This is a genomic window from Limnothrix sp. CMB-01, from assembly GCF_055193175.1.
Window position 1 is genome coordinate 1,472,093 of record NZ_CM143720.1, and the last position, 17,328, is coordinate 1,489,420.

Below are 17,328 nucleotides of genomic sequence, written 5' to 3' on the forward strand. Positions count from 1 at the left end.
AACAAATGGCCAATACTGCCCCTCACCATATCAGCCAAATTCCCAACGATGGCGACTGCTTTAGCAATTGAAACAAGTTGTGATGAGACGGCGGTGGCGATCGTAAAGAATCGTCAAGTGCTGGCCAATGTGGTCTCGTCGCAAATTGCCCTCCACCAGCCCTACGGCGGCATTGTGCCGGAGGTGGCTTCCCGGGGCCATGTGGAAACGATTAATTGGACGATCGCCCAAGCGCTCCAGGAATCAGGTCTCGATTGGGGGGCGATCGACGCGGTGGCCGCCACCAGTGCGCCCGGTTTGGTTGGGGCCCTGTTGGTGGGGCTGACGGCGGGCAAAACCCTGGCCATGCTGCACCAAAAACCCTTTTTGGCGGTGCATCACCTGGAAGGTCATATCTGCGCCTCCTATTTAATGGAGCCAACGTTGCAGCCGCCGTTCCTGTGTTTGTTGGTTTCTGGGGGCCACACCAGCTTGATTGCGGTGCGCGACTCGGGTGTTTATGAAACGGTGGGTCAAACCCGGGATGACGCGGCGGGGGAGGCTTTTGACAAGGTGGCGCGGTTGATGGGCTTGGGCTATCCGGGCGGGCCCGTGATCGATCGCCTGGCGGCCGAGGGCAATCCCAAGGCTTTCAAGTTGCCGGAAGGGCGCGTTTCGTTGCCGGACGGGGGGTTTCATCCCTACGATTGCAGCTTCAGCGGCCTGAAAACGGCCATGTTGCGATTGGTGCAAAAACTGCAAGCGGAATCCCCTGAGCTGCCTTTGGCGGATTTGGCCGCCAGCTTCCAAACGGCGGTGGTGAATGCCCTCACCAAGCGGACGATCGCGGCGGCACAGGATCTGGGCCTTTCGACAATCGCGATCGGGGGTGGGGTGGCGGCCAATCGTGGCTTGCGGGCAACCCTGGCGGCGGCGGCGGAACCCTTGGGGCTACGGGTTTTGTTCCCGCCCATGAAGTTCTGCACCGACAATGCGGCCATGATTGCCTGTGCGGCCGGTGAACATTTCGATCGGGAGCGACAATCGCCCCTCAGCACCGCCGCCCAATCGCGCCTGGGTTTGGAACAGGTGCTAACGCTCTATCCGAAGATGGAACCCCCGAAACAATCTCCCTGGGTGCTGGAATCCCTGAAGACCTAGGAAGGTTGGGCAATTCCCGTTGAACGATCGGAGCCAGATCCACAGGGACGATTTCCGGTTAATTGAGCAAGAGCGGTGGCCCTCAAAAACAACGGGACTCCACCAGGGAACTGGGCGACACCCCTCCCATCATCGCGCCACTGTCCCAAGTCAGATCAGAAAACATTGAGGGCAGCGGTAACCGCAAGCAGAAACTGCTGCCTTCTCCCAAGGTTGAGTTCACTGTCAGCTCGCCCTGATGTCGATCGACCACAATTTGGCGGGCGATCGCCAAACCCAACCCCGTGCCACGCCCCACGCCTTTGGTCGTGAAAGCCCAATCAAAAATGCGCTGCTGCACCGCTTCACTCATTCCAAAGGCATTATCACGAATCCAAATTTCCACCGATTGTTGATCGGGTGCTAGGAGGGTTTCGATCGTGATGGTTGGCTGCCGAGTTGCCAATTCCATAAAGGATTGTTGATGGGTGGCTTCATCGAAGGCATCGATCGCGTTGGCCAACAAATTCATAAAAACCTGGTTGAGCTGTCCCGGAAAGCAAGGCACTTCCGGCAAGTTCCCATACAGTTTTTGAATCAAAATTTCTGGGCGGCGATCGCTCGCTTTCAGGCGATATTTCAAAATCAACAAGGTACTATCCAAGCCCTCATGGATATCTGCCAACACCTGAGCATCTTCATTATCACTATCCGATCGCGAAAAAGTTCGCAAACTGGTGCTAATTTCTGCGATGCGATGGCTAGCGGCCTTCATGGAATCGAGAATTTTGGGCAAGTCTTCGCGAATTAAGTCCAGCTCAATATCTTCCGCATGATCCAAAATTTGGGCACTCGCTTCCGAGTAGGTCTGTTGATAACAGTCCAAATGCTCCATCAAATCTTCCAAATAGTCTTGAATGTGCTCAATGCTGCCCCGTAAAAACCCGATCGGGTTATTAATTTCATGGGCAATCCCTGCCACCAGGTTTCCCAGGGCAGACATTTTTTCACTTTGAATTAGGTGCAATTGGGAAGCTTGCAGAGCCGCATTTTTTTGATCCAAATCCTGTTCTAATTCCTTGGTCAGCGATCGAATTTGCAAATGGGTTTTGACCCTTGCGAGCACCTCTTGTTCTTGGAAGGGCTTCGTGATGTAATCAGCGGCTCCTAAGTCTAAGGCCCTAATTTTGCTATCCGTATCCGAAAGCGCGGTCATAAAAATAATTGGCACCGATCGAGTCAAGGGGTCGGCCTTCAAGCGCTGGCAAGTTTCAAACCCGTCAATTCCCGGCATCATCACATCCAAGAGAATCAAATCCGGCAGTTCTCGCTGCACCTGCTGCAGCGCCCGTTCACCGCTGGTGGCAATGGCCACCTCAAGTCCCGCATCGCTCAATGCTTCACAAACCACATCCAAATTCGTTGGCGTATCATCCACAATCAAAATCAAACCCGATAGCATATTGGTCATGAGAACTCTCCAAAGGTTGATGGCTGACTGGTAATGGCTGACCCAGCAATGGCCGGCTCAGTGTGATCTTCGCTGGGCAGCGATTGATCTTGACTGGCCAGGGCCGTTTGCAGCAGGGTTTCAATCCGTTCCGCTTGGAAGGTTTTCGCCAAAGATCGCAATTCCTTCCAAAAGGATTGCAGTTGCGGATCTTGGGTTTGCAGGGGGTCAATGACTGTCAAGAGTTGTTTTAAGCGTCCCCGCTGGGCCAGATCTAGCAGATTTTCCAGGGTTGCCCGATCGGGTAAATGAATGGCTTTTTGTTCGGCGAATTCATTCGTTAAATGGGCTGCTGTGGACTGAGAACCCGCAGCAACATCCTCCGATTCATAGCGCCAAACCACGCCCAAATGGCGCTGCAAACTGTCCAGCAAATTTGCCATTGACACTGGCTTGGCCAGAAAATCATCACCACCCGCTTCGATGCTAGTTTGGCGATCGAGTTGCGTCACAGAAGCGGAAGAAACCAAGATTTTCAAATGGCAGAGCAGCGGATCATGGCGGACTTTTTCCAGCATTTCAAAGCCATCCATCACAGGCATGGCTAAATCCGTAATCACCAAATCTGGGAGCTGATTGGGAATCTGCGATCGCAAATAGTTCAAGGCCACTTGCCCATTTTCCGCTTCGACCAAACCAAATCCCAGCGGCTCTAGAAATGCCACCAGCACCGATCGATTCTCGGGGCGATCGTCCACAATCAGCAAATTGCGCTTCGCCCCCTCATAGCCCACCACCAATTGACTGTAGGACTCCAGCAACGGCACTTGCCAGCGATCGGTTTCTGGGAATGACAACTGGAACGAAAAAACACTCCCCACGCCCAAGGTACTTTGTACTTGAATGGTTCCGCCCATCAACTGCACCATTTGCTGGCTGATGGCCAAACCCAAACCGGTTCCTTCGGCATTTCTGCGGCGATCGCCCACCTGCTCAAAGGCCGTGAACAAACGCCCCAACTGATCGGCACTCATGCCAATGCCCGTGTCTTTCACCACGAACCGCAAGCAAGGTTGTGCTGGTTGGTGGGATTTTGCGGCGGTTTCCACGGGGCGATCAACCCATTGCACCTGCAACGTTACCGATCCCGCATCGGTGAACTTAATGGCATTGCCCAACAAATTAATTAGCACCTGGCGCAGACGTTTTTCATCAAACAACAACCCTTCCGGCAAAGGGCGATCGGCTTCATAGATAAAATTCAGTTCTTTCTGTTCGGCACGGATTTTGCAAATTTCGATCACACTTTGCAAAAATGCTGGGAAATTCACCGGAGCGGGCAAAATTTCTAGCTTTCGCGCTTCGATTTTAGACAGATCTAAAATGTCATTAATCAAATTCAACAGATGGGAGCCGCATTGGTAAATTACCGTTAACCCATGCTTCTCCTTTTCGGTCATGGTGCGCGATCGCAGAAGGATTTGGGCATAGCCTAAAATGCCATTCAGCGGTGTTCGCAATTCATGGCTCATATTGGCCAAAAATTCACTCTTGGCCGTGTTAGCCACATCCGCCGCCTCTTTGGCTTTGGCCAGGGCCACCGTTTGCTGTTGGGCTTGATTTAGCAAGGCAATATTTTGGGTAAAAATCTGCTCAAATGTTTTTGCCAAAAAGCCGATTTCATGGTCAGGCATTTGCGGAGGCAAGGTGAAAGTCATGCCTGCCTGGCTAACCCCGATCGCCTGCTGAAGCTGATTCAAAGGCCGCAACACCAGACGCTGCAACAGCAGAGTTCCCAAACCCAAAATGCCAATGATGCCAGCCCCCCAAGTCACCATGGAAGTCAAAAAACTCTGGCGAATTTCCAAGGCCGTTTGCTCTTGATCCAGCATTACCACGGCCAACCCTCGTTTCCCTTGCACCTGAAAAAGCGTGCTGCTAAAGGGCATCAGGCTCACCAACACCGATCGCCCCTGCAATTGCATGGGGTAACTGGCTTCGACCCCCGAAGCGGCCGCCCCTTGAATCGGTTCCGCCAGGGCAGGATATTTTGCAGCATAGGCTTGGTTTTCTAGGAAGCCCGAACTATGGGTTAAAACCGTGCCATCGGGTCGCAAAATGGCAATTTCCAACACCGTTGGCAAGGTTGCATAATTTTGCACCACTCGCCGCAAAATGCTCTCTTGGCTAATTTCCAGCAGTCCTTCCGTCGCAAACTGCAACCCTTGGGTAATGGCAAAGGCGCGTTTGCCCATTTGGTTTTGCAATTGGGCCGAAATCAGGTGATAGTTCACGCCCAAAATGGACACCCCGATCGCCATCAGGGAAATTCCTAGCTTGCTGAGGAGCTGCCGAGCCAAGCTGCGGGCAGGGGCAACCGCTTTGGGAGATTTGGGCGATGGGGTAATGATGATTGTCCCGGACTTTTGGTCTGGGTTTTGTTGGCTTGAAATTAGGGTTTCCATTGTTCAATTGCAGTCATCATCGGCCCACGATCAAACTCAATATCTTCACGAATAACCTGGCGATGGCGCGGGTCTAACTTCAGCAACTGCACAATTTCATTTTTAGCGGCTTCAAGACGACCCTCAAACATCCGGCGATTCAATTCAACTCCACCCTTTAGTAGGCCGGAGTAGTCCTTAGCAACGGATTCTGGCGTTTGGCCCAACTGACGCGCAATGCTGGCAAACACGCGATCGGGCTGGGTATCCACCGCATGAATCGCATCTAACCAAGCCAACATGAGTTGGGTTAATTCCGCTTGATGATTCGCCGCAAAGCTAGCCCGCGTGGCCAATCCATCAATCACCAAACTATCCACATCTTTGGTGGTAAAAATCACTTTACCTTTAATTTTGGCCGCCGTTTCACTCAGCAATGGTTCCCAAACCACCGCCGCATCCACTTCGCCTTTGGACAACAACTGCACGGCAATATCGTTGGAAACGTCTTTAATTTTCACGTCCGTTGGCTTCAGTTGCTGAGACTGCAAAGCCTCTAGCAAGATCAGATGGCTGACGGTTCCCAACTTGGCCGCCACGGTTTTGCCCCGCAAATCTTTCACCGAGGGCACGGACGATCGCGCCACAATCCCATCGGAACCATGGGAAATGTCCGCCACCATCACATAGGCCGGGCGATCGTTCCCCGGGTCTACCTGCATTGCCTCCCACAGGGGCACAAAACTGGCATCCAACGAGCCGCGAATGGTAGCCCGAATATTATCTTGCTGATTGGTGAAGCGCACTAACTCCACCTGGAGACCGCGCTTTTGGAAGAGGCCCGCTTCTTTGGCGTAGAGGGCAATCATGTAGCCGGGCCAATTATTCATCCCCACTCGCAAGGTCGGCAGCTCGCGATTTCCACCGGCCAAGCAGCCATGAATCACCAGGCTCAGAACGAAGGCGCAAACCAACAGAAATTGTGGGAACCGTTTGGGTCGAAATTTTTGGGGAACCATCATTTTGGAGCCATCAGTTTCAGCAATGAGGAGGATAGGAGCAGTGAGTGGCAGGCTCACTCTGAGCCGAGGGCCGATCAGTCATTCAGACCGAACCACAACAACAGATGGCAATTCAACTTTTTTAGGATTATTTTATTTTTTCTCTGATTCATAGTCTCAGGATTTAGCTTTCACAGGCCGCTTTACAAGCAATGCCGGAACAACCAGGATTGATCAATACAGATTTTCTGGTTTAAATTGATACCAACATATCGGGATCAAGGGGGCAAGATCGTGACAGAGACAGGTAATGGGCAGGGGTAATGCTTCGAAATGCTCGAACTAATTTACGAGTTTTTCCGGACTTTCAAGGTAGCACGCCCGTTTCTCCATTGCTAGAATCCGATCCCAGCAGTTGACAAAATTTATAATTAAGTTCCCAATTCAGGAATCAACAATCAGTATTTACCCTATGATTCTCAGATCAAAAATTAGTTGATTAATTTCAATTAAATCAACTAATTTTTTCATTTTTCAATCACAAAGTTGTTAGTGATTAATTTTTGAATTTTCATCAAAAGAGCGCATGGCAAAGATGCAAATTTCGCTTGTTTAAATCTTAGGTTATGCTGCCTTTGGGAGTTGGGTTGAGCGCCTTAACCATCTTGTAATTCACAAAACTTTCGCCTCGAACACTTACGGTCTGGGGAGAGAGCATAATAAAGCCCATCGCTTCAAAAAAAGGGCGCGCTGTGATGCTGGATTCAACTTGCAATTGTTGAAGGGAACGATCGAGTGCTTCAGTTTCTAAAGCCTGGTAAAGCTGCCGACCCAAACCACAGCGTTGATAGTTTTTGTGGCAGTAGAAGCAATCAATGTGGCCATCGGGTTCCAATTCACAGAAACCCGCGATCAGGTAGCGATCGGGTACTGACCGATCTTCAGCCACGATTGTCCAGCGGGTTTGGCTGCGTTCAGCCCAGTTACGAAACGACAAATCATCCGGGGCCCAAGCTTTCACCTGCGAGGGGCTGTAGTCACGGCTGTTAATTTCTCGCACAGTATCGTGAAAAAGTCGGGCAATTGCCGCTGCGTCGCTGGGCAAGCCAGGGCGAATGACGATCGCCCTGAGTCGATCGTCATTCGCCCTGGGAGGATCCGCCTGCGATCGATCGGCCCTGGGTTCATTCACTCGCGGTTCAGGAACCATAGCTTCGGGAAACAAAAGCTTCGGGAAACGGGGTCAGCCCGTGGGTCAGGGGCGATCGACCATTAAATCGTGGACTCAGGCTTGTGATGGTGGGTTGTAATCGTTGGTTGTAATGGTGGGTTGCAATCGTTGATCAACCCTGTTCCGATCGCCGTTTTCTGGCCGCTTCCTTGCGACGACGCAAATTAGCCGCAATCACGGATTTATCGATCGGGAAGCCCGCCGTGGGAATTTCTTGATAGCGCCGTTCTTCTTCAAGACGCTTCAGCTCCGCAAAGGGAACCCAATGGATGCAGTTCACCGGGCAGGTGTCGATCGCCTCTTGGATCAATTCCTCGGGGTCACCATCTTGGCGAATGGCTCGGGCCCGGCCATATTCCAGCTCAATGTAAAAGGTGTTGCGGGCCACGTGGGCGCAGTTCTTGCAGCCAATGCAGGTAATTTCGTCCACATACACGCCTTTTTGGCGCACCAGACCGCCTAGCTCCGGTTCCAATCCGGTGCGATCGCCCAGGCCACGCAATGCACCGCCCAGCTCTGGCGCAAACCCGGGGCCCGCGTCATTGTTGACCCCCAGGTTGGTGGATCCCATTGCGGATTCCATCGCGGATTCCATTGGTGCTTGTGGTTCCTGATCCATGGTTTTTCCTGCCTCTAGTGGCATAGCAAGCCGACAATCGGAAAAAACAAATCGGGGCAAGTTCCGAGTTTGGACTCTGAGAACCTGCCCCGATCGCAAGCGAGAAAATCTGGCGAGATCGCCACTGCTTTGGGCAAAGCCAGCGCTAGACAATGGAGACGACGCGGCCGGTTGAGTCGTTGCGCAGAAAGGATCAAAGCCTCTCCCTTAACGAACCTTAACCATTCCAGCGTTGCAACACCAGACGGATCGATCCGTCCTCATTCTTGACCTGCTCGGCCACTTGGAAGCCCTGTTCAGCACCGCTGTTGATCACGGTGTGGAAGGCATAGCGCTGGGTCACTTGCTTCAGGAACCGATCGACCGAGCCGTTCAGTTGCCAAAATTGCATATCGGTCACCAGGGCATATTCCTGACCGTTCCAGGCAAAGCCGATGTCGTAGCCGTTGGGCTGTTCGATCGCCACGTCGGCAGTTTCCGTTTGCCCCTGGTAACCACGCACGGTGGCGGGGCCTTCTTTCCAATCCATGCCCAGATCCGTCAGGGCGGCTTTCAGGGAAGTCAGGTTGCGAAGTTGCGTTTTGATTTGGCTAAAGTGCGACATGGTGGTTTTCGTTAACAGCGATCTGAACGGGTTGAACGATGCAGACCCCCCGGAGCAAGCGCGGCTGAAATTTTTAAAGCGCCGCTCCCGAATGGCTCGAAAGCTGCGCCTTAGAAATCCCAGAGTGCTACCACTCGCTGAAGGTTGTTTGGGCTTCGATCGAGGCCTCGCGATCCGCTTGGGCCCGAGCAAAGTTTTCGGAAGTTACCTCGCGGCTAATGACCCGCCCCAGTTGTGCTTCGATGGCGGCGGTCACTTCGGCACAGGAGGCCCCGATGATACCGGTGACTTTCTCCTGTACCCGACCATCGGGGTAAATGATGAATTCCAGGGTTTCCATGCAGGGTTTCCAGACTAGGCGGCCAACAGGCGGTCTCAAGGCCTTTGCACAAGTTCCCAAGCGGGATAACTCGTACCGGTGTTTGAGCACTGACTCGGGCGATCGCTCCGCAACGGGGAACCCAACGGAGGAGTTCCGGGCCGCGAAAAGCGCCAACCGAGCAAACCATGGTCTTTTTAGAATCGGGATTTCACCGAGTTACCGAGGGTCTGAAATGTCGATCGAGAGTCGATCGATTCGGATCGTCCAAAAAACGATCCATTTCGAGACGCTTCTTGACAATTGTTTAAATTGAATAGGAGCGCTGACTTTGCCTTTTTGATAGTGTGGCGTAACTTCCGATCGCAGTCAAGGGACGCATTGGCAAGGGTTTGGGGCAATCGATCGGCCATTGAGCGCCCACCATTTATCGCTCGAAAGTATTGTCAGCTACCGGTTTGGGCAACCCACCGCCCAGGCAATCTCGATCGAAACCCGCCGAGTCCAAGCAGGTGGCCCGGCGATCGCGATTGCTGAGATTTACCGATCACTGCAATGATTGGGGGTTATCTTTTTCCAGCGTTTTCCCGCACTGGGAATTTGTTGGAATCTGTATTGTGGGAATTTGTTGGAAGTTGATTGACCCGTTCAGTTTGGGGATTCCGTTATGAGTCATTCGGTTGTGGACTTGGCATCGGCGCAAATGGTGAATTCGGACAAGGCCGGCGCAATTCGGGTTGGGGTGATGGGCTTTGGCGGTTTGGGCCAAGCGGCGGCGCGGGTGCTGGCTCCCAAGCGCGAAATGCTGTTGGTGGCAGCGGTCGATCGCGATGGCTTTGCCTACAGCCCCGAAGGGCTAGATCCCGATCGGGCGATCGCCACCTACCGCGATCGGGGTTCCGTGGGCCATCTGCCCGGCGGCTCCCTCAGCCCCACCAGCATCATCGAGGCGATCGAAGCCGCCAAGGGTAACGTCGATGGCTTCTTCCTGGCCCTGCCCAACCTGCCCAACACCTTCATGGCCGAGGTTGTCGAACAAATCATCGCCTCCGGTTGGCGCGGCGTGTTGGTGGATGCCCTCAAGCGCACCAGCGCCATGGAACAGATCCTGGCCCTGGGCGATCAGCTCGCCAACGCTGGCATCACCTACCTCACCGGTTGCGGAGCCACCCCCGGCCTGTTGACCGCCGCCGCCACGATCGCCGCCCAAAGCTACGCCGAAGTTCACAGCGTCAAAATTACCTTCGGAGTGGGCATCGCCAACTGGGAAGCCTACCGCGCCACCATCCGCGAAGACATCGCCCACATGCCCGGTTATGACACCGAGCGGGCCCGCCTGATGACCGATGCGGAAGTCGAAGCCCTGCTCGACACCACCAACGGCATCCTATCCTTGGAAAACATGGAACATGCCGATGATCTGATGCTGGAGCTGGCGGGCATTTGCAGCCGCGATCGGGTCACCGTCGGTGGTGTGGTGGATACGCGCAACGCCAAGAAACCCCTCAGCACCAACGTGCAAGTGACGGGCCGCACCTTCGAGGGCAAAATCTCCACCCACACCTTCACCCTCGGCGACGAAACCAGCATGGCCGCCAACGTTTGCGGCCCCGCCTTTGGTTACCTGAAGGCCGGCGTTTCCCTGCAACGGCGCGGGCAATTTGGCCTGTTCACCGCCGCTGAAATCATGCCCCAATTTGTCCGTTAAGGCCGATCTGGCCAAGCGACACCCGCCCAAAGCGATCTGCACGGCGGGTCTCGCTGGCTACGGGGCGATCGGCCCCAAAGGCCTATCATCGGTCTGAATTCTGAACTTTGAACTCTGAACTTTGAACGTTGGTCAATGCCCTGATCAATCGTTCAATTCAGTCATTCAATTCAGGCATTCGATTCAATCACTCGATTCAATCACTCGATCCATCAGCCGGGTCAATCGCGACTAAACCCATGGGGCGCTACTTCCTCGGACGAATTGGGGTGGCAATTCCAACGCTGCTCGCCATCAGTTTGATTATTTTTGGCATCCTGGCCCTGGCCCCCGGCGACCCCTTGGGTGAATTTGCCGCCAACGGGGCCCTCTCCCCCGAGGTGCGATCGCAAATTCGCGCCTCCCTGGGGTTGGATCAACCCGTTCACATCCGCTATTTCAAGTGGCTGCTGTCCCTGCTACGGGGCGACTTAGGCTACTCCTTCGTAAGTCGAGTGCCCGTTTTGGAATTGATTGGCCAACGGTTACCCACCACCCTGGCCGTGGTGGGGGTGGCCTATGGATTCAGCGCCCTCATTGCCCTGCCGTTGGGGCTAATTGCCGCCCTCAAGCGCCATGGCTGGGTTGATCGCACGGCCACGCTCATTTCCTTCATTGGCTTTTCTCTGCCGCCCTTTTTCACGGGCTTGCTGGTGATTTTGCTGTTCAGTGTGCAACTGCGCTGGCTGCCCTTTATCTATGACAGCAACCTGCAAGTGGTGGATTTCGCTAGCCTGGGAGAGCAGATCAAGCAGTCCATTATGCCGATCGGGGTGTTGGCCCTGTTTCAAACGGCCGGCCTGATGCGGTTCACCCGTGCTTCGGTGCTGGAACAGGTCTATCAGGGCTATGTGCGCACGGCTCGGGCGAAGGGACTACCGGAATGGATCGTGGTGGGGCGGCATATTTTGCGCAATGCCTTGATTCCCGTGGTGACGTTGGTGGCGCTCGATGTGCCAGCGGTGTTCACGGGGGCGATCGTGACGGAGCAGGTGTTCCGTGTGCCGGGCATTGGCTCTTTGCTGGTGGACTCCATCCAGCGTAACGATACGCCCGTGGTGATGGCGATCGCGTTTATCTATGCGATTTTGATTGTGCTGTTCAATCTGATTGCGGATGGACTCTACGGAGTTTTGGATCCGAGGGTGCGGCTCGATCGCTAGCCCGCTGTCATCCCAACCCGATTAACTCGCCCAAATTCGCCAACCAACTCGCAGCTCAATTCGCAACTCAACATGGACGGGCAGACAGGTCAGACAATTTTGTATTTGGGCTTAATCGCCATGGCCTTGGTGGGCGTTTTGGGATCCTTCATCCCCGCCATTCCGGGGCCCAGTTTGGTGGTGTTGGCCGTGGTGATTTGGGGAGCCGTCAAGGGCTGGGCCCTGGTGAGCACGGCCCTGTGGGTGTCGATCGCCGTGTTGGTCTTGAGCCTGTTAATCGACAACCTGGCGGGCATCATTGGCGCACAAAAGGCCGGAGCCAGCCAGTGGGGGCAAATTGGCTCGATCGTGGGGTTGCTATTGGGGTTCTTTGGCCTGTTGCCGGCCCTCCCGATCGGAGGGCCTTTGGCAGGCATTTTGTTGGGGCCGGTGTTGGGGGCCGTGGTGGGGGAAATGCTCTACCGGCGCACCGTACCACTCGTGCCCCGCTTCAAAGTTTCCCTAAAGGCGGCTTTGGGCATCCTGTTGGGATCCATCATTGGCAACGTGATTCAAGGACTGTTGGCCCTGATGGCGGCGATCGTGTTTGTGGGCACGACCTGGAATCAGGCGATGTAACTTTTCCCCAAGCCTGAACTTATCCAATGGCCGCCGCGATCGCCGATCGATCCAAATCGCGACCAATAATCACCAATTGGGTTGATCGCGCTTCATCGGGCCGCCAGGGGCGATCGAAGAAGGTCTCGAACCGCGGCCCCACCCCTTGCACCACCAACCGCATCGGCTTGCCAGCCACATCGGCAAATCCCTTAATGCGGTAGATTTCCCACTCCTGAACCAATCGCTCTAGGCGTTGCACCAGGGCGCGAGGCTCCACGGTTCCGAGGGTGAGGGCGATCGCGCTGATGTCGTCGTCGTGGTCATGGTCATGGTCATGATCGTGATCGTGATCATGCTCATCGTCATGATCGTGGTCATGGTGGTGATGATCGTGGTGGCTAGGGCGATCGTCCAGGTTGTCCTCCACGGCCGCATTGAAGCCCAACAGCAGTTCCGGCGCGATCGCCCCCCGTTGGCAACGAACAATTTTTACCCCGGGTCGCAACTCCTGCTTCAGCCAGGCTTCCACCCGGGCCACATCCTCCGGCTCCACTCGATCGCACTTGGTCAACAACACCAAATCAGCACAGGCGAGCTGGTCTTCAAACAACTCCTCGATCGGGGTTTCGTGCTCCAGGCTGTCATCGGCGGCCCGTTGCTCCAACAACGCGGCCACATCGCCCACCACGCGACCAGCGGCCAGGGCTTCGCAGTCCACCGTGGCAATCACGCCATCGACCGTGGCTCCCGTGCGGATTTCCGGCCAGCGAAAGGCCTGCACCAACGGCTTGGGCAGCGCCAGCCCCGAAGTTTCAATCACAATGCAATCGATATCTTCCCGGCGATCGAGCAACTGTTGCATCGTCGGCAAAAATTCCTCTTGCACCGTGCAGCACAAGCAACCATTGGTCAGCTCAATCACGTTGCTGGGGCCGTTATTGGGGCCAGTCGCCTCCTCTTCGTCACAGACTTGGCACGATCGCAGCAAGTCCCCATCAATCCCCACTTCGCCAAACTCATTCACCAGCACGGCAATCCGGCGGCCTTGGGGATTTTGCAACAAATGGCGCAGCAGCGTGGTTTTGCCCGCGCCCAAAAAGCCGGTGACAACGGTAACGGGAATTTTGTGCATGGTTATTGGTGTTGAATTCAGTCCTTGAACTCCAGTCCTGAACGGCCCTAAGCGCCCAAGGCCGAGGCTAAGAATGCCGCGCCCGCACCCACAATGACAAAGCCGATGTAGCGCAGGGTTTGGGCGATCGAGCCTTCCGCCAACTGTTGCACCAACCCCCGCACCCCGAGGGCGATCGTGAGCTGAATGGCCGTGAACCCAACCAGATAGGCCGTGAGGGGAACCATGCCTGCCCCCACGATCGATTCACCGTAGGCATAACCATGAAACAGGCCAGCCACCAGGGCGATCGCCCCCAAGGCCACCGTCGGCAGTTGGCGACCCATGGCCAGCAACAACCCAAACAGCACCACCGAACCGGAAACCATTAGCTCCGGGAAGGGTAAATCCCAACTTTGCAGGTGCAGCCCCGTGCCGCCGAGGGCCGCCGCCGCAAAGACCACGGGCACAATCCACCCTCGGGCAGCCCCGATCGCCACCAAGCCGGAAGCCGCCACAAAGGCCAAGTGATCCAAGCCGATCACCGGGTGAGCCAAACCGGACATGAATCCTTCAAAGCCGTTGCTGGGCACTTGACCGCCCATCATGTGGTGTGCCGATGCGGGCAGAGCAGCCAACAGCAGGGCCAAACCGGTCACAGCGCCAGCAAAACGACCTTGAACCGATGCCAATGTTTTGGTTTGTCGCATGGGTAATTTCTCCAAGCCCTAGTGGGCGGATGGGATGAATATGGGATGGATGCAGAATTCTGGGGAATGGGCAACGGCCCCTAGGCAATCGGAACCGTGGTGGGGGGAATGCGGGCCAAAACGCCGTTTTTCAGGGGTTCCGGCCGCTCACCCCAAGCCAAAAGACCATCGGGGCGATTGACATAGAGATCGGCACAGGCGGCGATCGCCTCCACGGTCTGATCCAGGTGGGCCGGATCGTGGGGCAAATCCCCAAACAGATAGCTGTGTTTACCGGGGGCCGCAAAGGCCACCACACAGGCATGGCTACAGGCGCTCATGCATTGGGTGGGAGTCAGGGCGATCGCCCCATGCGCCTCATCCGCGAAACGGCTTTGCAGGCGATCAAGCAGTTGCTCACCGCCACTGATGCCCACGCGCTTGCCGTTTTGCCAAGTGCTGGCACAGGTGGTGCAAACCAACAGGGCCATGGGCACGGTGGCGGGTTGGTCGGCCGACTGCACCACAGCGGCCAAAGCGGCTCCATTCGTTGGCGCTGGGCTGGTTTTCCCGGAGCCAGCTTGGCTGAAAACGACGGATGGGGATGCGGAATGGGCCGCGAGCGTTTCGCCCGTCGGTGACAAAAGTTGTGAGGACTCCACAGTCCGAACCTCGCAGAAGTGGAAGGGGTAAACATCGCGCGGCGGGCATCCTGACTCAGGGCGATCGCCCATCACAGTTGCGGGACAGCGCCGGACTTGCACCGGACTTTCCCCGTTACCTCTGGTGGCTGGTCTCCACCAGAACCGCAGTTGAATCACGAGCTGGTTGCCCAGCGGCTGGCTACGGAACGCCAAATGGTTTGGCTGTGGCCGCCGTCGATCGAGCTGGGCCGATTCATCCCAAGAGCATAGTTCAGATCGAAGATATTTCAACAGGGGTCGATCGCCACCCCGGTTCGCAAGGGGCAACTTTGGCGGGCTTGGGGCCATTAAGCATCGGGAACCGTCACCCATTGCCCCCGATCGTGGGACTCGTGGGCCAAGTCCATTAGCTGCTGAGACACAATCCCCTCCTGGAGGGATGGGGCGATCGCCTGGCCTTGATCGATCGCCTGCACCCAGCGATCGACCACCCGCAACACGGCCGCCATCCGCCCATCGGGATAGGTTTGGGGAAACGCCAGGCGATCGGGAACGGGCAATTCTTGCAACGGCTCGCCTGCGGGTGCATACCAGAGCTTGAACCCATGGATATAGTCCGCTTGGTTGTCGCTGCCCAAAATCAGCGTGCCCCGATCGCCATAGACTTCCACCCAATGGCCGCGCCCTTGGTAGGTTGTGGAGCTTAAACAGACCTGAACCGGCGTGCCATCGGTCAGCTCCAGCAAGATTTGGCAAATATCATCGGAATCCACCGGTTTCAGTTGGCCGCTGCTGGGGTCGGGTCGGGCGGGCACGGAGGTGACCAAATGGGCAAACAACCGCCGCACGGGCCCAAACAGCCAATGGATGTAGTCAAAGGTATGTGACCCGATCGCCCCGAGGGCCCCGCCACCGCTCGATCGCTGGGCATACCAATTCCAAGGCCGACTGGCATCGGCCCGGCTGGAAGCCATCCAATCGATTTTGATCAGTCGCTTTTGGCCCACGCGATCGTCCGCCAGCAGTTCCGCCAAATATTGCCAAGCCGGAACCATCCGAAACTCAAAATCCACCGCCACGATCGCCCCCGTTTTTGCAGCCAAATGCTCTAGGGCGATCGCCTCTTGCACCGTCATGGTCACCGGCTTCTCCAGCAGCACATGCTTTCCGGCTGCCAGGGCCGTTTGGGCCATGGTGTAGTGCAAAAAGGGCGGCGTAGAAATCATCACCGCCTGCACCTCCGGCAGGGCCACCATTTCCTCAAAGCTATCGAAGGCATAGGGGAGCTGATGCCGTTGGGCGATCGCCTGGGCCGTTTGAATTTGGCGATGGTACAGGGCGATCGGGCGAGTGCGATGGTGCTGCTGCAACACCGGCAGATGGATTTTTTGGCCAAACCCCGTACCGGCGATCGCCACGCCCAGGGTGCTTGTGGAATAGGTCATGATTGCTCGAAACAGTTCAGAACGGTTCAGATTGCTGCAGGGAACTGTAGCAATACCCATACTAGACAAGGGGCCGCAGCCCCTTGTCCCCCACGATCTCATGGCCGCGGGATCAGGGTTATGAAGAACCGCAACCGCCCCCTAAGGCGTTCAAGACTTCATCAGATCGGAGGCCACAATCATGGTTCCGATCCCCGCGTCCGTAAAAATTTCCAGCAAAAGGGCGTGGGGAATGCGGCCATCAATAATGTGAGCCGCCCGCACCCCCTGAGCCAGCGATCGGACACAACAGTTCACCTTGGGAATCATGCCGCCGCCGACGATGCCTTGGGAAATTAGCTCCCGGGCCCCTTGAATATCCACCTTGGGGATCAGGGTCGAAGGATCTTTATAGTCCCGCAGCACCCCGGCCGTATCCGTCAGCAGGATCATCTTCTCGGCTCCCAGGGCTGCCGCCAACTCCCCGGCCACCGTGTCCGCATTGATGTTGTAGGCCTGGCCGTCCGCATCGGCCGCCACGCTGGAAATCACGGGAATATAGCCATTGTTCAACATCGGTTCCAACACATCGATGTTGATGCTGTTGACTTCGCCCACAAAGCCAATTTCCTGGCGGTTGCCCTTTTGGCGAGCGGTGACCAAGTTGCCGTCTTTGCCACAAAGCCCGATCGCCATGCCACCGGCCTGGTTAATCAGCGAGACCAATTCCTTATTCACACGGCCCACCAACACCATTTCCACCACATCCATGGTGTCGGAGTCGGTCACCCGCAGCCCGTCGCGGAATTGTGGCTCGATGTTGAGTTTGCCCAGCCAGTTGTTAATTTCGGGCCCGCCCCCATGCACCACCACCGGACGTAATCCCACACAGGACATGAACACAACATCACGAATCACCTTGTCCTTGAGGCGATCGTCTTTCATGGCTGCGCCGCCATATTTCACCACCACCGTGCGCCCGGCAAACTGCTGAATGTAGGGCAGGGCTTCGCTGAGAACGCGCACCCGGGTGGCTTCGGCTTTGCTGATGTATTCGCTTTCGTGATCCATGGTCAGTCAGTGGCTCTGAGGGTTTGTTGGGGGAGGTTAGGAGTGACCGGTTGGTGGCGGCCGGGCGAGGGTTGCCCATGTTGTTTTTCATT

General features: G+C 55.8%; 16 protein-coding genes, 1 pseudogene and 1 riboswitch. Of the genes and pseudogenes, 4 read left to right on the plus strand and 13 right to left on the minus strand.

Going from position 1 to position 17,328, the window contains the following annotated elements:
• Positions 1 to 48 precede the first annotated feature (48 nt).
• Entirely contained in the window at positions 49 to 1,140 is a 1,092-nt protein-coding gene (tsaD, locus tag ACZA91_RS06170; RefSeq protein ID WP_463185306.1) for a tRNA (adenosine(37)-N6)-threonylcarbamoyltransferase complex transferase subunit TsaD, read from the plus strand.
• Positions 1,141 to 1,222: 82 nt separating this feature from the next.
• Here the strand turns inward: tsaD and ACZA91_RS06175 are convergent, their stop codons facing one another.
• From ACZA91_RS06175 to ACZA91_RS06210, 8 genes and pseudogenes are all read right to left on the minus strand, one after another.
• Complete coding sequence (locus ACZA91_RS06175) at positions 1,223 to 2,122, minus strand: sensor histidine kinase (RefSeq protein WP_463186396.1); 900 nt, start codon at positions 2,120 to 2,122, stop codon at positions 1,223 to 1,225.
• Positions 2,123 to 2,215: 93 nt separating this feature from the next.
• A pseudogene (locus tag ACZA91_RS06180) lies at positions 2,216 to 2,590 on the minus strand (response regulator); the annotation flags it as partial.
• Positions 2,587 to 5,034: an ATP-binding protein gene (locus ACZA91_RS06185; RefSeq protein ID WP_463185308.1), complete on the minus strand. Its 2,448-nt coding sequence runs from the start codon at positions 5,032 to 5,034 to the stop codon at positions 2,587 to 2,589. The pseudogene ACZA91_RS06180 and the gene ACZA91_RS06185, both read right to left, overlap by 4 nt.
• Entirely contained in the window at positions 5,022 to 6,035 is a 1,014-nt protein-coding gene (locus ACZA91_RS06190; protein WP_463185310.1) for an ABC transporter substrate-binding protein, read from the minus strand. Before ACZA91_RS06190 ends, ACZA91_RS06185 begins: the two co-directional genes overlap by 13 nt.
• 598 nt (positions 6,036 to 6,633) lie before the next feature.
• The gene (locus tag ACZA91_RS06195; RefSeq protein WP_463185313.1) at positions 6,634 to 7,224 is read right to left on the minus strand and encodes a GNAT family N-acetyltransferase; all 591 of its coding nucleotides are present in this window, start codon (positions 7,222 to 7,224) and stop codon (positions 6,634 to 6,636) included.
• Positions 7,225 to 7,357: 133 nt separating this feature from the next.
• Positions 7,358 to 7,816 carry a ferredoxin gene (locus ACZA91_RS06200; RefSeq protein WP_463186397.1) on the minus strand — a complete coding sequence of 153 codons (459 nt, stop codon included), beginning with the start codon at positions 7,814 to 7,816 and terminating at the stop codon, positions 7,358 to 7,360.
• A 265-nt stretch (positions 7,817 to 8,081) separates the two neighbouring features.
• Positions 8,082 to 8,468, minus strand: a complete 387-nt coding sequence (locus tag ACZA91_RS06205) for a DUF1257 domain-containing protein (protein ID WP_099532397.1) — start codon at positions 8,466 to 8,468, stop codon at positions 8,082 to 8,084.
• A gap of 127 nt (positions 8,469 to 8,595) precedes the next feature.
• Entirely contained in the window at positions 8,596 to 8,808 is a 213-nt protein-coding gene (locus tag ACZA91_RS06210) for a DUF2997 domain-containing protein (protein ID WP_099532398.1), read from the minus strand.
• Between the two features lie 682 nt (positions 8,809 to 9,490).
• On the opposite strand from ACZA91_RS06210, the gene bioU reads away from it, so the two are divergent.
• From bioU to ACZA91_RS06225, 3 genes are all read left to right on the plus strand, one after another.
• On the plus strand, positions 9,491 to 10,495 hold the full coding sequence (gene bioU / locus ACZA91_RS06215) for a (S)-8-amino-7-oxononanoate synthase BioU (protein WP_463186398.1): 1,005 nt from the start codon (positions 9,491 to 9,493) through the stop codon (positions 10,493 to 10,495).
• A gap of 239 nt (positions 10,496 to 10,734) precedes the next feature.
• Positions 10,735 to 11,697 carry an ABC transporter permease gene (locus tag ACZA91_RS06220; protein WP_099532399.1) on the plus strand — a complete coding sequence of 321 codons (963 nt, stop codon included), beginning with the start codon at positions 10,735 to 10,737 and terminating at the stop codon, positions 11,695 to 11,697.
• A 72-nt stretch (positions 11,698 to 11,769) separates the two neighbouring features.
• Positions 11,770 to 12,315: a DUF456 domain-containing protein gene (locus ACZA91_RS06225; protein ID WP_463185320.1), complete on the plus strand. Its 546-nt coding sequence runs from the start codon at positions 11,770 to 11,772 to the stop codon at positions 12,313 to 12,315.
• 19 nt (positions 12,316 to 12,334) lie between these two features.
• Here the strand turns inward: ACZA91_RS06225 and cobW are convergent, their stop codons facing one another.
• The 5 genes from cobW to argB form a co-directional block, all read right to left on the minus strand.
• The gene (gene cobW, locus ACZA91_RS06230; RefSeq protein WP_463185323.1) at positions 12,335 to 13,429 is read right to left on the minus strand and encodes a cobalamin biosynthesis protein CobW; all 1,095 of its coding nucleotides are present in this window, start codon (positions 13,427 to 13,429) and stop codon (positions 12,335 to 12,337) included.
• A 47-nt stretch (positions 13,430 to 13,476) separates the two neighbouring features.
• Complete coding sequence (locus ACZA91_RS06235; protein WP_463185325.1) at positions 13,477 to 14,118, minus strand: HupE/UreJ family protein; 642 nt, start codon at positions 14,116 to 14,118, stop codon at positions 13,477 to 13,479.
• An 80-nt stretch (positions 14,119 to 14,198) separates the two neighbouring features.
• On the minus strand, positions 14,199 to 14,759 hold the full coding sequence (locus ACZA91_RS06240) for a DUF1636 domain-containing protein (RefSeq protein ID WP_463185328.1): 561 nt from the start codon (positions 14,757 to 14,759) through the stop codon (positions 14,199 to 14,201).
• 23 nt (positions 14,760 to 14,782) lie between these two features.
• Positions 14,783 to 14,923, minus strand: a riboswitch (cobalamin riboswitch).
• A gap of 165 nt (positions 14,924 to 15,088) precedes the next feature.
• Positions 15,089 to 16,186 carry a Gfo/Idh/MocA family protein gene (locus ACZA91_RS06245; RefSeq protein ID WP_463185330.1) on the minus strand — a complete coding sequence of 366 codons (1,098 nt, stop codon included), beginning with the start codon at positions 16,184 to 16,186 and terminating at the stop codon, positions 15,089 to 15,091.
• A gap of 150 nt (positions 16,187 to 16,336) precedes the next feature.
• Positions 16,337 to 17,236: an acetylglutamate kinase gene (argB, locus tag ACZA91_RS06250; RefSeq protein ID WP_099532406.1), complete on the minus strand. Its 900-nt coding sequence runs from the start codon at positions 17,234 to 17,236 to the stop codon at positions 16,337 to 16,339.
• Positions 17,237 to 17,328 lie beyond the last annotated feature (92 nt).

Excerpts from the sequence above, each read along its gene's own strand:
- ACZA91_RS06190 (WP_463185310.1), bottom strand. The coding sequence starts at position 6,035 with ATGATGGTTCCCCAAAAATTTCGACCCAAACGGTTCCCACAATTTCTG.
- bioU (WP_463186398.1), top strand. The coding sequence starts at position 9,491 with ATGGTGAATTCGGACAAGGCCGGCGCAATTCGGGTTGGGGTGATGGGC.
- tsaD (WP_463185306.1), top strand. The coding sequence starts at position 49 with ATGGCGACTGCTTTAGCAATTGAAACAAGTTGTGATGAGACGGCGGTG.
- ACZA91_RS06225 (WP_463185320.1), top strand. The coding sequence starts at position 11,770 with ATGGACGGGCAGACAGGTCAGACAATTTTGTATTTGGGCTTAATCGCC.
- ACZA91_RS06245 (WP_463185330.1), bottom strand. The coding sequence starts at position 16,186 with ATGACCTATTCCACAAGCACCCTGGGCGTGGCGATCGCCGGTACGGGG.
- ACZA91_RS06175 (WP_463186396.1), bottom strand. The coding sequence starts at position 2,122 with ATGTCTGCCCTGGGAAACCTGGTGGCAGGGATTGCCCATGAAATTAAT.
- ACZA91_RS06195 (WP_463185313.1), bottom strand. The coding sequence starts at position 7,224 with ATGGTTCCTGAACCGCGAGTGAATGAACCCAGGGCCGATCGATCGCAG.
- ACZA91_RS06220 (WP_099532399.1), top strand. The coding sequence starts at position 10,735 with ATGGGGCGCTACTTCCTCGGACGAATTGGGGTGGCAATTCCAACGCTG.
- ACZA91_RS06205 (WP_099532397.1), bottom strand. The coding sequence starts at position 8,468 with ATGTCGCACTTTAGCCAAATCAAAACGCAACTTCGCAACCTGACTTCC.
- ACZA91_RS06200 (WP_463186397.1), bottom strand. The coding sequence starts at position 7,816 with ATGGGATCCACCAACCTGGGGGTCAACAATGACGCGGGCCCCGGGTTT.
- ACZA91_RS06185 (WP_463185308.1), bottom strand. The coding sequence starts at position 5,034 with ATGGAAACCCTAATTTCAAGCCAACAAAACCCAGACCAAAAGTCCGGG.
- cobW (WP_463185323.1), bottom strand. The coding sequence starts at position 13,429 with ATGCACAAAATTCCCGTTACCGTTGTCACCGGCTTTTTGGGCGCGGGC.
- ACZA91_RS06210 (WP_099532398.1), bottom strand. The coding sequence starts at position 8,808 with ATGGAAACCCTGGAATTCATCATTTACCCCGATGGTCGGGTACAGGAG.
- ACZA91_RS06235 (WP_463185325.1), bottom strand. The coding sequence starts at position 14,118 with ATGCGACAAACCAAAACATTGGCATCGGTTCAAGGTCGTTTTGCTGGC.
- argB (WP_099532406.1), bottom strand. The coding sequence starts at position 17,236 with ATGGATCACGAAAGCGAATACATCAGCAAAGCCGAAGCCACCCGGGTG.